The sequence below is a fragment of the Pseudomonas parasichuanensis genome (assembly GCF_021601385.1).
In the GTDB taxonomy this organism is placed as follows: Bacteria; Pseudomonadota; Gammaproteobacteria; order Pseudomonadales; family Pseudomonadaceae; genus Aquipseudomonas; species Aquipseudomonas parasichuanensis.
Genome location: NZ_BQHO01000003.1, coordinates 268,089 through 282,203, shown reverse-complemented (window position 1 = coordinate 282,203; position 14,115 = coordinate 268,089). Strand labels below are relative to the sequence as shown.

The window sequence follows — 14,115 nt, the reverse complement described above, 5'->3', positions numbered from 1 at the left end:
ATCTTATATCAAATGATTACCACGGGCACGGCCCAATCGCTGGCAAGCCAGCTCCCACAGGTACAGCGCCACCCTTGTTGATGGCGCTATCCATGTGGGAGCTGGCTTGCCAGCGATTGGGCTGCAAAGCAGCCCTCAAAAGCTCAAGCCTGCTGCGCCTCGGCAGCCTTCTCTACAGGCTTGGGCAACGACGACAACAACGCCATCACCAGCGCCGCCACATAGGGCAGCGACTGCACCAGCAGCATCGCCACCCAGAACTTCATGTCCGAGCTCGGCAGCCCCTGCACCAGGTAGATCCCCAGCGCCGCGCCCCACAGCAGCAACATGATGAACAGCTCTTCGCGCGCTTCGGCGATCGCCACCAGCACACCATGGCTGTCGGCGTTTTTCGGCGTGCGGAAGAACGGCATGCTGCTGGTGAAGAAACCGTACAGCACCGCCTTGGCGATGGTGTGCGACAGCGCAAGCCCCGCCAGGGCGGCGGCGAAGGCGTCTTTCATGTTGACCCCCACCGCACGGCGGTAGAGGAACAGGATCTTGCCGACTTTGAAGAAGAACAGCGCCAGCGGTGGAATGGCAAACATCATCAAGGGCGGGTCGACCCGGTGCGGCACGATGATCATTGCTGCCGACCACAGCAGTGCGCCGACGGTGAAGAAGATGTTCATGCCATCGGCGATCCACGGCAGCCAGCCGGCCAGGAAGTGATAGCGCTGGCCACGGGTCAGCTCGCTGCCTTTACCGCGCAGCAGGGCACTGGCGTGGTGCTTGATGATCTGGATCGCGCCATAGGCCCAGCGGAAGCGTTGCTTCTTGAAGTCGATGAAGGTGTCGGGCATCAGGCCCTTGCCATAGCTGTTGTGTGCGTAGGCCGCCGACAGGCCTTTCTCGAACACCCGCAGGCCCAGCTCGGCGTCTTCGCAGATGCACCATTCGGCCCAGCCCAGCTCTTCGAGCACGGTGCGCCGGGTCATGGTCATGGTGCCGTGCTGGATGATCGCGTCGCGGTCGTTGCGGGTAATCATGCCGATATGGAAGAAGCCTTTGTATTCGCTGTAGCAGAGCTTCTTGAAGGTGCTCTCATGCTGGTCGCGGTAGTCCTGGGGCGACTGCACCACGGCGATTTTCGGGTCGGCGAAGTGCGGCACCATGTGCTTGAGCCAGTTGCGGTCGACGCAGTAGTCCGAGTCGATCACCGCGATCACTTCGGCGTCCTTGGCGGTGTGCGGGATCAGGTAGTTCAGCGCGCCGCCCTTGAAGCCGGCCAGGGGGGCGACGTGGAAGAAGCGAAAGCGCGAGCCGAGCTTTTCGCAGTGCGCCTTGAGCGGCTCCCACACGGCCGGGTCCTTGGTGTTGTTGTCGATCACCAGCACCTCGTAGTCCGGGTAGTCCAGCGCGGCGAGGGCGTCGAGGGTCTGCTTGACCATCTCGGGCGGCTCGTTGTAGCACGGCACATGCACAGACACTTTGGGCCGGTACGCGCTGTCGGCCTGCACCGGCAGGAATTCGCGCCTGCGCTTGTGCGTCCACACAGCTTCCGCCAGTTCATGGGCCTCGGTCAGCAGCACGATGAACACCCCCAGCGCACCCAGCGCCAGCAGCACGCCCACGGTCATGCTGAACCAGGTGCTGTATTGCTGGCTGTAGTCGTAGGCGATCCACACCAGCACCGACCCGCACAGGAAGGTGATGAAGGTGAGGAAGGTGCGCCCGCGCTGGCGCAGCGCCGAGCCATCGATCAGCAGCACCGCCAGGGCGATCATCGCCAGCACCACTGAGGCCACCGCCAGGGCGCGCCATTGCGGGATGGCGACGATCGGCCCCTCGAAGTTGAATTTCTGCTGGCGCTCGGCGTTGTACACGCCCCAGTAGGCGCCCACCGAGCCTTCGTCGCTGGCCTTCCACGGCTGGTCGTAGGCTTCGATGACGAAGTAGTTGTAGCCGCGGCGGTTGAGGGTGTTGACCAGGGTGCGCAGGTAGATGGCCTGGTCGGCCTGGGTGGCGTCGGCACCGCCGCGCATGCGGCCGTTGCTTGGCCAGCCGACTTCCGACAGCAGCAGCGGCTTGCGCGGGAACTGCTTGCGCAGGTCGCGGGCGCGGTCGAGGACGAACTGCACCGACTCGTTCATCGGCACGAATTCCCAGTAGGGCAGGATGTGCGCGGCGATCAGGTCGACGTGCTTGGCCAGCTCCGGGTGTTCCTTCCAGATATGCCACTGCTCGCTGGTGGTTACCGGCACCTTGACCGCGGCGCGGACCCGGTCGAGGTAGCCGATCAGCTCCTCGGGGGTGACTTCTTCACGGAACAACGCTTCGTTGCCGACCACCACCCGCACCACGCTGCGCGAGGTGTTGGCCAGGCCGATGGCCTTTTCGATCTCGCGCTCGTTACGCTCCAGGTCCTTGCTGATCCAGATCCCCAGGGTCACACGCAGACCCAGCTCTTCGGCCAGCCGCGGAATCTCGGCCTGGGTGCCTTCGACGGTGTAGATACGGATATTGTCGGTCAGCTTGTTCAGCTGTTCGAGGTCCTGGCGGATTTCGTCGTCGCTGGGGTACTGGCCCTTCTGCGGGCTTTCACCCAGGCGGAACGGCGAGTAGGAAAAACCGGAGATCTGCTCCGGCCAGGCAGGGGCGGACACCGGGCGGTTGATAAGCGCCCAGAACCCGCTGAACAGCGCGGCGATGGCCAGGACCACCACCAGGTTGAGGCCGAATTTGCGTGATGACATAAGGATTCGAGGTTCCGAAGCTGAGGGCGGGGCGGTGTCTTCGGTGCGTCGGTCCTACGCTTGCCGAAGTGGGCAACGCGTTGGATTTTCGACAGGGGATGAAGTTCTGTGACCGCCCGGTTGTCGTCCAGATCTTTTTGTCTGATAGGACATTAAAGCAGGCTTGGTAGGACACTTGCCAACGGCAGCCCTTAATCCGGGCGCTTGGCTTATACTGCGCGCCGTTTTTTGAGGTATCGGCTTGAGGGTTGGAACATGAGCACAGAAGATCCACGCTTTGCCGGCGTCGCCCGGCTGTACGGCGATGACGGGCTGCAACGCCTGCGCCAGGCCCATGTGGGCATCGTCGGCATCGGCGGGGTGGGCTCGTGGGTGGCCGAGGCCCTGGCCCGCAGCGGCGTGGGCGAAATCAGCCTGTTCGACCTCGACGATGTCTGCGTCAGCAATACCAACCGCCAGGCCCATGCGCTGGAAGGGCAGGTAGGGCGGCCCAAGGTCGAGGTGATGGCCGAACGCCTGCGGGCGATCAACCCGGCTTGCACGGTACATGCGGTGGCCGACTTCGTCACCCGCGAGACCATGGCCGAGTACATCACCGAACAGATGGATTGCGTGATCGACTGCATCGACAGCGTGATGGCCAAGGCCGCGCTGATCGCCTGGTGCAAGCGGCGCAAGATCGCCATCATCACCACCGGTGGCGCCGGTGGGCAGATCGACCCGACGCGCATCCAGGTCGGCGACCTGAACAAGACCTTCAACGACCCGCTGGCCTCGCGGGTGCGCTCGACCCTGCGCCGGGACTACAACTTCTCGCGCAATACCAGCCGCAATTACCAGGTGCCGTGTGTGTTCTCCAGCGAACAGCTGCGCTACCCCAAGGGCGATGGCAGTGTGTGTTTGCAGAAGAGCTTCGTCGGTGAGGGCGTGCGGCTGGATTGTTCGGGCGGTTTTGGCGCGGTGATGATGGTGACCGCGACGTTCGGCATGGTGGCGGCGAGCAAAGCGGTGGAAAAACTGGTGGCCGGCGCGCGGCGGCCGTCGGAGCGGGTCAAGCCCGAGTAAAGGCGCTGATCCCCTGTAGGAGCAGCACAAGGCCGCTCCTATAGTGATTGCGTGAACCTCGGTGATTAGCTCTTCGCCAGCTCACTCATCCGCTGCAACACCGCATGCAGCCCATTGCTGCGCGAGGGTGACAGCTGGCGCTCCAGGCCTAGCTGGGTGAACCATTCGCCCAGCGCCAACGCACTCAGTTCGGCGCTGTTCAATCCCTGCACCCTGACCAGCAGCAGCGCCAGCAAACCGCGCAACAGCCGCGCATCGCTGCCGGCCTTGAACCGCCATTGCCCGTTATCTTGAGCGGCCACCAGCCACACCAGGCTCTCGCACCCGTGGACTCGGTTGGCCTCAATCTTCTCGCTGTCATCCAGCGGTTGCAGCCGACCCCCCCACTGCATCAGCAGCCGTGCCCGCTGCTCCCAGCCGCGCGCCTGCTCGAAGCTCTCCAGCGCCTGGCTGGCTTCTGGCGCCAGGCTCATCGCAGCAACTCCAGGCCTTGGTCGAGCGCGTCGAAGAAACGCTGCAGGTCATCGCTGTCGTTGTACAGCCCGAGCGACACGCGGATCGCACCTTCCAGCCCCATGCCCTTGAGCAACGGCATGGCGCAATGATGCCCGGCACGCACGGCGATGCCCTGTTCGGTCAGCAGGTGGGCGATATCGGCGTTGTGCACACCTTCGATGATGAAGCTGGCCAGCGCCGCCTGTGGTGAGCCCAGCACGCGAATACCTTCGCGGTCCCCCAGGCCCCGCAGCAACTGCTGGTGCAGGCTGGCTTCATGACGGGCGACGGCCTCGTCATCGAGGCTGGCCAGGTAATCCAGGGTCGCCCCCAAGGCGATCACGCTGGCGATTGGCGGTGTACCGGCCTCGAAGCCCAGCGGCGCCGGGCGGAAGCTGGCGCTCTGGTAGTCGGCCAATTGCACCATCTCGCCACCGAACTGCCAGTGGCGCAGCAGCGCCATGGCCTGTTGCCGGCCATACAGCACGCCGACACCGTCGGGGCCGTACAGTTTGTGGCTGGAGAATACGTAGAAGTCGCAGCCCAGTTGCTGCACGTCATGCCGGCCATGCACCACGCCCTGGGCGCCATCGACCACGGTGAGTGCACCCTGGGCCTGGGCGTGTGCCAGCAAAGGGGCCAGGGGTTGCCAGGTACCAAGCACGTTGGACAGTTGGCTGATGGCGAGCAGTCGGGTACGTGGGCCGATCATCTGCAGGGCCCGGTCCAGGTCGACAAGGCCGTGTTCATTCACCGGCAACACCACCAGGCGCAGTTGCCGACGCTGTGCCAGTTGCTGCCAGGGCAGCAGGTTGGCGTGGTGTTCCAGGGCGCTGACGGCGATTTCGTCTCCGGCCTCGAAGCGGTGCTCCAGGCCATAGGCGAGCAGGTTCAACGCTGAAGTGGCGCCATGAGTGAAGACGATCTGCCGCGAGTCAGCGGCATTGAGCCAGGCGGCGACCTTGTCGCGGGTGGCTTCGAAGGCTTGGGTGGCGAGGGCGCCCGGCAGGTGCTGGGCCCGGTGCACGTTGGCTGCGCCATGGCCGTAATAGTGGCTCAAGGCGTCGAGCAGGGCCTGCGGTTTCTGCGTGGTGGCGGCGCTGTCCAGGTAGGTCTGGTGCTGGCGTTGCAGGGCGGCGATGGCGGGGAAGTCGGCACGCCAGGGGGAGGGCTGGAACATGTTCGCGGGGCCTGGAATGAAAAATCGGGGCTGACCTTGCGGCCAGCCCCGATCTTATCACTTCGAACCTAGAGGTTCTCAGTTGTGGGCGTGCAGCGCCTCGTTCAGCTCGATGGCCGACTTGTGGGTCTTGCACTCCACTGCGCCGTTGAGCGAGTTGCGGCGGAACAGCAGGTCGGTCTGGCCGGCCAGGTCACGGGCCTTGACCACCTTGACCAGCTGGTTGTTCTCGTCCAGCAGGTTCACCTTGGTGCCAGCGGTGATGTACAGGCCGGCTTCCACGGTGTTGCGGTCGCCCAGCGGGATGCCGATACCGGCGTTGGCGCCGATCAGGCAGCCTTCACCGACCTTGATGACGATGTTGCCGCCACCGGACAGGGTGCCCATGGTCGAGCAGCCGCCGCCCAGGTCCGAACCCTTGCCGACGAACACGCCAGCGGACACGCGGCCTTCGATCATGCCAGGGCCTTCGGTGCCGGCGTTAAAGTTGACGAAACCTTCGTGCATGATGGTGGTGGCTTCGCCGATGTAGGCGCCCAGGCGCACACGGGCGGCGTCGGCGATACGCACGCCGGCCGGCACGACGTAGTCGGTCATTTTCGGGAACTTGTCCACCGAGAACACTTCCAGCAGCTCGCCTTTCAGGCGCGCTTCCAGTTGCAGTTCGGCCAGCTCGGCCAGGTCGACTGCGCCCTGGTTGGTCCAGGCCACGTTCGGCAGCAGCGGGAAGATGCCGGCCAGCGAGACACCGTGCGGCTTGACCAGGCGGTGCGACAGCAGGTGCAGCTTGAGGTAGGCCTCTGGGGTGGAGGCCAGGGCGCCGTCTTCGGCCAGTACGGTGGCGACCAGCGGCTTGTGGCTCTCGGCCAGGCGGGTCAGCAGGGCGGCCTGGGCGGCGTCGACACTTTTCAGGGCTTCGGCCAGCTGAGCGGCCTGGGCGTTGCTGAAGGCGATGGCCTGGTTGCCACCTTCATAGCCAAGGATCGGCGCGATGGCGGCGACCAGCTCGGCGGATGGGTTGAGCAAAGGCTGCGCGTAGAAGACTTCCAGCCAGGCGCCCTGGCGGTTCTGGGTGCCGACACCGAAGGCCAGGCTGAACAGGGATTGAGACATGCAATTACCTCATGCGAAATAGGGGTGAAGCGTGATTCGGGTTCAGGCCAGCGCCGCGGCGTACAGGTCGGGCTTGAAGCCGACCAGGGTGCGGCCGCCAAGGTCGAGCACCGGGCGCTTGATCATCGAGGGTTGGGCGAGCATCAGCTCGACCGCCTTGGCCTGGTCGAGGTCGGCCTTGCTGGCGTCGTCGAGTTTGCGGAAGGTGGTGCCGGCGCGGTTCAGCACGACTTCCCAGCCGTGCTCGGTGCACCAGCGGTTCAGGCTGTCGCGGTCGATGCCCTGGGTCTTGTAGTCGTGGAATTCGAAGCCGATGGCCTTTTCTTCAAGCCAGGTACGGGCCTTTTTCATGGTGTCGCAGGCTTTGATGCCGTAGAGAGTGTAAGCCATTGAATGCCTGAGGCTGCCGGGCCAAGCCTGGCGTCCTCAATACTCCTTGAAGATTGGGTGGGGCCGATTATGCGGTATCGATTGGGTTGACGCCACGGCTGAGGGCCGGGAGGCACCGGTTGATGGCTGTCAACAGCGATGAGGTAGCATTGTGTTACACATTCTCGGGCCGTCTGCGACCATCGTGCAGCGGCCTTACGTGTTCCATGGCCGCTAACATATTGTTTCAAAGGCGAAGTTTCGCCCCCCGCTGTCGTTGTTTCGATTACACAGGAAGCCTTGCCGATGCAGTCAGCCTATACCGTCCTTATCCTGCTGATGCTGGTGAGCCTGTCGAAACTGGTGGGGCGCGTGATACCGCTACCGTTGCCGCTGGTGCAGATCGGCGCAGGCGCCTTGCTGGCCTGGCCCACGCTGGGCCTGCATGTGGCGCTGGACCCGGAGCTGTTTCTGTTTCTGTTCCTGCCGCCGCTGCTGTTCGCCGATGGTTGGCGCATGCCCAAGCGCGAGCTGTGGCGTATCCGCGGGCCGGTGGTGGCGCTGGCGGTAGGGCTGGTGTTGTTCACTGTGGTCGGCGCCGGTTACTTCATCCACTGGCTGCTGCCGAGTATTCCGTTGGCCGTCGCTTTCGCCCTGGCGGCGGTGTTGTCGCCCACCGATGCCGTGGCGGTCTCGGCCATCGCCCAGGACCGCCTGCCAACGCCGCTGATGCACATGCTCCAGGGGGAGGCGCTGATGAATGACGCCTCGGGCCTTGTGACCTTCAAGTTTGCCCTGGTCGCGGCCATTACCGGGGTGTTCTCCCTGACCGAAGCCAGCCTCACCTTCGTCCTTGTCGCCCTTGGCGGCCTGGCGGTGGGGGTGGTGCTGAGCTGGCTGGTGGGGCGCCTGCGCATGTGGATGATCACCCGCGGCTGGGACGACCCGGCCACCCACGTGGTGTTCATGTTGCTGCTGCCGTTCGCCGCCTATGTGCTGGCCGAGCGCCTTGAGGTGTCGGGCATTCTGTCGGCGGTGGCCGCCGGCATGATGCAGAGCTGGCTCGACCTGCTACCACGCCAGACCAGCACGCGCCTGCTCAACCGCAGTGTCTGGTCGTTGCTCGAATTCGCCTTCAATGGCCTGATCTTCCTGCTGCTGGGCCTGCAATTACCGGACATCATCAAGGCCGTGGTCAGCCACGAGCCGACCGTCTGGCCGGCGTTGGCCTGGCGCTGCCTGGACGTACTGGCGATTTTCGCCGCGCTGGTGTTGCTGCGCTTCGTCTGGGTGCAGAGCATCTGGCGTGCCATCGGCGTGGTGCGGCGCTGGCGCGGCAAGCCGGCGCTGGTGTTGATGCCGACCGCACGGTCCTGTTGGTTGTTGACCCTGGGTGGTGTACGCGGGGCGGTGACCCTGGCCGGCGTGATGTCGATCCCGTTGTTGATCGGGGCCGGCCAGGCCTTCCCTGAGCGTGACCTGCTGATCTTCATTGCCGCCGGGGTGATCCTGTTGTCGCTGGTCTGTGCCGTGATTGCCTTGCCCATCTTGCTGCGCGGCGTTACCCGCAGCCCCGATGAGCGCCTGCGCCAGGAAGTTCAGGAAGCCTGGCGCCGCACCGCGGAGGCGGCGATTCATGCATTGGAGGCGGAAGAGGTAACGCATGCCAATGCGCCGCAGGACGCCGCACAGGCCGCCCTGGCGGTCGAGCTCAAGGCGCGGCTGATGGCCGAGTACCGGGATGAGCTGGACAGTTACAACGACAGTGCCGAGGCCCGTGCCCTGGCCGAGCAGATGGACCTGCTGGAGCGGCGGCTGCGCATTCGGGCGCTGCGCGCCCAGCGGCTGGAGCTTTACAACTTGCACCGCCAGCATCGAGTGGGGGATGAGGTGGTGCGCCAGGTGCTGGGCGAGCTGGACCTGAGCGAGGCGAAGCTGGGGCAGGTTCGCTAGCTGACTGGAACTTCGGTGCCTGGCACGGGCTGCGCCCGTGTTCGCGGGCAAGCCCGCTCCCACAGCTACAGCGCTTGTCTTTGGAAGGGCGCGATCCCTGTGGGAGCCGGCTTGCCGGCGATAGGGCCGCAGCGCGGCCCCCGGCCGATCAGCGGCGCTGCAGGAAGGCGCGAATCCGCTCGGCCGCCTCGATGCACTCGGCCAGCGGCGCGACCAGCGCCATGCGCACGCGCCCGGCACCCGGGTTGACGCCATCCACTTCACGGGACAGGTACGAGCCCGGCACCACGGTCACATGCTCGGCTTCGAACAGGTCGCGGGTGAAGTCGGCGTCGCTGCCCGGCACCTTGGCCCACAGGTAGAAGCTGCCGTCCGGGCGCTGGACGTCCATCACCGGCTGCAGGATGTCGAGCACGGCATCGTACTTGGCACGGTAAAGGTCGCGGTTCTCGCGTACATGGGCTTCGTCTTGCCAGGCGGCGACGCTGGCCAGCTGGGTCTGCACCGGCATGGCGCAGCCGTGGTAGGTGCGGTACAGCAGGAACGGCTTGATGATGCTGGCATCACCCGCCACGAAGCCCGAGCGCAGGCCCGGCAGGTTGGAGCGCTTGGACAGGCTGTGGAACACCACGCAGCGTGCAAAATCACTGCGGCCAAGCTCGGCGCAGGCGCTCAGCAGACCCGGTGGCGGTGCGTCTTCGTCGAAGTACAGCTCGCTGTAGCACTCGTCGGCGGCGATCACGAAATCGTGCTGGTCGGCCAGGGCGATCAGCTTCTTCAGGGTGTCCATCGGCACCAGCGCACCGGTGGGGTTGCCCGGCGAGCACAGGAACAGGATCTGGCAGCGCTTCCACACCTCGGCCGGCACGGCGTCGAAGTCGGGGTTGAAGCCGTTGCTTTCCAGGCACGGCAGGTAGTGCGGGGTGGCACCGGCCAGCAGCGCCGCACCTTCGTAGATCTGGTAGAACGGGTTGGGGCTGACCACCAGGCCGTCATCGGCGCGGTTGACCACGGCCTGGGTGAAGGCGAACAGCGCCTCGCGGGTGCCGTTGACCGGCAGGATATGGCGCTCGGCATCGAGCCAGCCGGCCGGCACGCCAAAGCGCCGCTCGCACCACTGGCCGATGGCCTGGCGCAGGGCGGGCAGGCCGATGGTGCTCGGGTACACCGCCAGCTTGTCGAGGTTGTCGGCCATGGCTTGGGCGACGAAGGCCGGCGATGCATGCTTCGGCTCACCGATCGACAGGGCAATGGCGCGTTTGTCCGCTGCCGGTTTTACCGTGCCCAGCAGGGCGCGCAGTTTCTCGAACGGGTAGGGCTGAAGCTGGGTCAAGGCATGGTTCATCGGCGCAAGGTCTCGTAATCGTCAAAAGGTCATGCGGGTAGGGCTGGCGTCACTGGCCTGGCCGGCCTGCAGCTGCTGGACGATGGCTTCCTGCAGGCGGCTGCACAGCTGTGGGTCGGACAGCGGCTGGTTGTCGGCATCGGTGATGAAGAACACGTCTTCCACGCGTTCGCCCAGGGTGGCGATCTTGGCGTTCTGCAACGACAGGTCGAACTCCAGGAAGATCCGCCCGATCCGCGCCAGCAGGCCGGGGCGGTCTGGGGCGGTGATCTCGAGAACGGTCACCGGGCGCTGGGCGTCGTTGAGGATGGTCACCTGGGGTGGGAAGTCGAAATGCTTGAGCTGGCGCGGCACCCGGCGCTGGATGATGGTCGGGTAGTCCTCGGGGTTGCGCAGGGCTTCGGTCAGGCCATCACGGATCTGCTTGACCCGCTGTGGGTTATCGCCGATCGAGCCGCCGTCGTTGTCGAGCACGATGTAGGTGTCGAGGGTGAACTGGCTGCTCGAGGTGATGATGCGGGCGTCGTGGATGTTCAGGTTGAGCTGCGACATCGCGGCTACGGTCACGGCGAAGAAATCGTGCTGGTCGGGGGCGTAGATGAAGATCTGCGTGCCGCCCTCGAACTCGCGCTGGGTGGTCTCCTTGATCAGCACCAGCGGGCCGCCGTCGGCCGGCTGCTGGAGGATCGCATCGGTGTGCCAGGCCACGTCGGCGGCGTTGTGCTTGAGGAAATAGTCATCGCCCAGCTGCGACCAGAGCTGCTCCACGTCGTCCGGGTCGGTGCCTTCGCGCACCAGGATGTCCAGCGCCGCGGTTTGGGTCTGGCGGATCTGCTCTTCGCGGTCCAGCGGGTTTTCCAGGCCGCGGCGCAGGGCGCGCTTGGTCTCGGTGTAGAGCTGGCGCAGCAGGCTGGCGCGCCAGGAGTTCCACAGGCTGGGGTTGGTGGCGTTGATGTCGGCCACGGTCAGCACGTAGAGGTAGTCCAGGCGTGTCTCGTCGCCGACATGCAGGGCGAAGTCGTTGATCACCTGCGGGTCGGAGAGGTCCTTGCGCTGGGCAGTGGTGGACATCACCAGGTGGTTGAGCACCAGCCAGACGATCAGGCGGCTGTCCCAGGCCGGCAGCTGGTGGCGCGCGCAGAACGCTTGCGCATCGACGGCGCCCAGCTCGGAATGGTCGCCCTGGCGCCCTTTGCCGATGTCGTGGTACAGCCCGGCCAGGTAGATCAGCTCGGGTTTGGGCAGGCGCCCCATGAGCTTGCTGGCCAGCGGGAATTTCTCCGACACCGGGGTGTATTGCAGTTTGCGCAAGTGCTTGATCAGGTTGAGGGTGTGCGCATCGACCGTATAGATGTGGAACAGGTCGTGCTGCATCTGCCCGACGATCAGGCCGAACTCCGGCAGGTAGCGGCCAAGAATGCCGTAGCGGTTCATGCGCCGCAGGTTGCGGTGGATGCCGATCTCGCACTTGAACAGCTCGATGAACAGGCTGGTGTTGCGAATGTCGTGGCGGAACTTGTCGTCGATCAGGTGACGGTGTTCACGCAGCAAGCGCACGGTGTCGGCGCGCACGCCCTTGATCTCGGGGTGCTGGGCCATCAGCACGAAGATTTCGAGCATGGCGAACGGCGTGCGGCGGAACACGTTGGGGCTTACCGCTTCTATATAACCGTCGTGCAGGCGGAAGCGGGCGTTGAGCGGTGTGGTGGTGCCGCTGTCGTCATCGGCGAGGATCACTTCCTCGAAGTGCTGGATGATCAGGTCGCACAACTGGCTGATGCTCATCACCACCCGGTAGTACTGCTGCATGAACTGCTCGATGGCGCGCTTGGGGTTTTCGTCGCTGTAGCCCAGCAGCGCGGCGATGCTGCGCTGGTGGTCGAACAGCAGGCGGTCTTCGGCGCGCCCGGCGAGCATGTGCAGGGCGTAGCGCACGCGCCAGAGGAAGGCCTGCGACGAGGCCAGCAATTCGTTTTCGCTTTCCAGCAGGAAGCCTTCGCCAGCCAGTGCATGCAGGTTCAGGGTGCCGTACTGGCGGCGAGCCACCCACAGCACGGTCTGGATGTCGCGCAGGCCACCGGGCCCACCCTTGACGTTGGGTTCGAGGTTGTACTCGGTGTCGTTGTACTTGTGGTGGCGTGCCTTGAGTTCGGCGCGCTTGGCCAGGAAGAATTCCTTGCTCGGCCACATGTGCGCGGTGCTGGTGGCTTCCAGCATGCGCTGGCGCAGCGGCTCGGGGCCGGCAATGGTGCGGCTTTCCATCAGGTTGGTGATGACCGTGAGGTCGGCCCGGGCCTGCTCGGCGCACTCGTCCACGGTGCGCACGCTCTGGCCGACTTCCAGGCCGATGTCCCACAGCAGGGTCAGGAAGCGTTCGATGGCGTCGCGGTACTGCTCGTGCTCGGCGGCGTCGAGCAGGATCAGCAGGTCGATATCCGACCAAGGGTGCAGCTCGCCACGCCCGTAGCCGCCGACCGCCACCAGGGCGATGCCGTCCGCCTGGCCCCAGGCGAACTGGTGCCAGGCCTGTTGCAGGATGTTGTCGACGAACCAGGCGCGGTCCTCGATCAGCCGGCGAATCTCGCGGCCTTCACGGAAACGCTTGTCGAGCACTTCGCCGGCCATGCGAATGGCTTTCTTGAAGGCGGCGATGGGGCTTGCCTTGAGGGCCAGTTCCGCCTGGAACTGGCCGCGGTCGAACAGCTCGGGATCCACCTGGGGCATCGAGTCGCGTTCCTGTGTATGAAGATCAGGCCGAGGTGCGCGGGAGGGTGTCGTCCTTGCGCAGGGTGAACACCTCGTAGCCGGTGGCGGTCACCACCAGGGTGTGTTCCCACTGGGCGGAGAGCTTGCGGTCCTTGGTGATGGCGGTCCAGCCGTCGCCCAGCACCTTGGTGTCGGCCTTGCCCTGGTTGATCATCGGCTCGATGGTGAAGGTCATGCCCTCTTTGAGTTCCATGCCGGTGCCGGCGCGGCCGTAGTGCAGGATCTGCGGCTCTTCGTGGAACACCTTGCCGATGCCGTGGCCGCAGAACTCGCGAACCACCGAGAAACCGTTCTTCTCGGCGTGCTTCTGGATCACCTCGCCGATATCGCCCAGGCGGCAGCCCGGCTTGACCAGTTCGATGGCCTTGTACAGGCATTCCTGGGTGACCTGCGACAGGCGCTCGGCCCAGACCGGGACGGTGCCGACGTGGAACATGCGGCTGGTATCGCCGTGGTAGCCGTCCTTGATCACGGTGACATCGATGTTGATGGTGTCACCGTCCTTGAGCGGCTTCTCGTTGGGGATGCCGTGGCACACCACATGGTTGATCGAGGTGCAGATCGACTTGGGGAAGCCTTTGTAGTTGAGCGGCGCCGGGATCGCCTGCTGGACGTTGACGATGTAGTCATGGCACAGGCGGTCGAGCTCTTCGGTGGTGACACCGGGCTTGACGTGCGCTTCGATCATTTCCAGCACTTCGGCGGCCAGGCGGCCGGCAATGCGCATCTTCTCGATGTCTTCTGCAGTCTTGATGGTAACGGTCATGAACAGGCTCTCTACGGCACCGCGTACGGCGCAAACAAACGGGAAAGGCCGGATTCTAACAGAGCGCGGTGGCGATCTGTCGGGATAAACCGGTAGTTCCGGCGGTCTATTGAAGGCATTCTGGCCCCAAAGCGGGGCTGCTGCAAAAGCCGCTGACGGACGAAGCATCATGCGGGTTCCGTTCGTCCGCACTCTGTGGTATAAAATGCGCCGCTTTCGGGGGATGACCTCCGTAAGCTCAAACCCACACACGTGTCGACACGATGACCTGGGTGCCCCGGATCCACGGATTCGCGGGTTGGTCATTGGGATGCGTGGAGGCCCAACC

10 protein-coding genes are annotated in these 14,115 nt (G+C 64.8%); 2 read left to right on the top strand and 8 right to left on the bottom strand.

Annotated elements, in window-relative coordinates; translation table 11 throughout:
- Positions 1–143: 143 nt before the first annotated feature.
- Positions 144–2,735: a glycosyltransferase gene (locus L6D77_RS04305; RefSeq protein ID WP_236169971.1), complete on the bottom strand. Its 2,592-nt coding sequence runs from the start codon at positions 2,733–2,735 to the stop codon at positions 144–146.
- 255 nt (positions 2,736–2,990) lie between these two features.
- On the opposite strand from L6D77_RS04305, the gene tcdA reads away from it, so the two are divergent.
- Positions 2,991–3,800, top strand: coding sequence for a tRNA cyclic N6-threonylcarbamoyladenosine(37) synthase TcdA (tcdA, locus tag L6D77_RS04300; protein WP_232880313.1), 810 nt, complete (start codon positions 2,991–2,993; stop codon positions 3,798–3,800).
- A gap of 65 nt (positions 3,801–3,865) precedes the next feature.
- On the opposite strand, the gene L6D77_RS04295 is transcribed toward tcdA, so the two are convergent.
- The 4 genes from L6D77_RS04295 to L6D77_RS04280 form a co-directional block, all read right to left on the bottom strand.
- Positions 3,866–4,273, bottom strand: coding sequence for a SufE family protein (locus L6D77_RS04295; protein WP_232880324.1), 408 nt, complete (start codon positions 4,271–4,273; stop codon positions 3,866–3,868).
- Positions 4,270–5,475 carry a cysteine desulfurase gene (locus tag L6D77_RS04290; protein WP_232880328.1) on the bottom strand — a complete coding sequence of 402 codons (1,206 nt, stop codon included), beginning with the start codon at positions 5,473–5,475 and terminating at the stop codon, positions 4,270–4,272. Before L6D77_RS04290 ends, L6D77_RS04295 begins: the two co-directional genes overlap by 4 nt.
- 78 nt (positions 5,476–5,553) lie before the next feature.
- Positions 5,554–6,588 (bottom strand): 2,3,4,5-tetrahydropyridine-2,6-dicarboxylate N-succinyltransferase, encoded by a 1,035-nt coding sequence (gene dapD, locus L6D77_RS04285; protein WP_232880340.1) that lies wholly within the window; start codon positions 6,586–6,588, stop codon positions 5,554–5,556.
- A gap of 42 nt (positions 6,589–6,630) precedes the next feature.
- A complete protein-coding gene (locus L6D77_RS04280; protein WP_232880343.1) occupies positions 6,631–6,978 on the bottom strand; it encodes an ArsC family reductase in 348 nt (115 codons plus the stop codon).
- A 285-nt stretch (positions 6,979–7,263) separates the two neighbouring features.
- On the opposite strand from L6D77_RS04280, the gene L6D77_RS04275 reads away from it, so the two are divergent.
- Positions 7,264–8,910 (top strand): Na+/H+ antiporter, encoded by a 1,647-nt coding sequence (locus L6D77_RS04275; RefSeq protein WP_232880352.1) that lies wholly within the window; start codon positions 7,264–7,266, stop codon positions 8,908–8,910.
- A gap of 148 nt (positions 8,911–9,058) precedes the next feature.
- Here L6D77_RS04275 and dapC read toward each other — a convergent pair whose 3' ends face one another.
- The 3 genes from dapC to map are packed head-to-tail and all read right to left on the bottom strand — an operon-like array spanning position 9,059 to position 13,787.
- Positions 9,059–10,255: a succinyldiaminopimelate transaminase gene (gene dapC, locus L6D77_RS04270; RefSeq protein WP_232880363.1), complete on the bottom strand. Its 1,197-nt coding sequence runs from the start codon at positions 10,253–10,255 to the stop codon at positions 9,059–9,061.
- Positions 10,256–10,276: 21 nt separating this feature from the next.
- Positions 10,277–12,979, bottom strand: a complete 2,703-nt coding sequence (locus L6D77_RS04265; RefSeq protein WP_232880374.1) for a [protein-PII] uridylyltransferase — start codon at positions 12,977–12,979, stop codon at positions 10,277–10,279.
- Positions 12,980–13,004: 25 nt separating this feature from the next.
- The gene (map, locus tag L6D77_RS04260; RefSeq protein WP_232880377.1) at positions 13,005–13,787 is read right to left on the bottom strand and encodes a type I methionyl aminopeptidase; all 783 of its coding nucleotides are present in this window, start codon (positions 13,785–13,787) and stop codon (positions 13,005–13,007) included.
- Positions 13,788–14,115 lie beyond the last annotated feature (328 nt).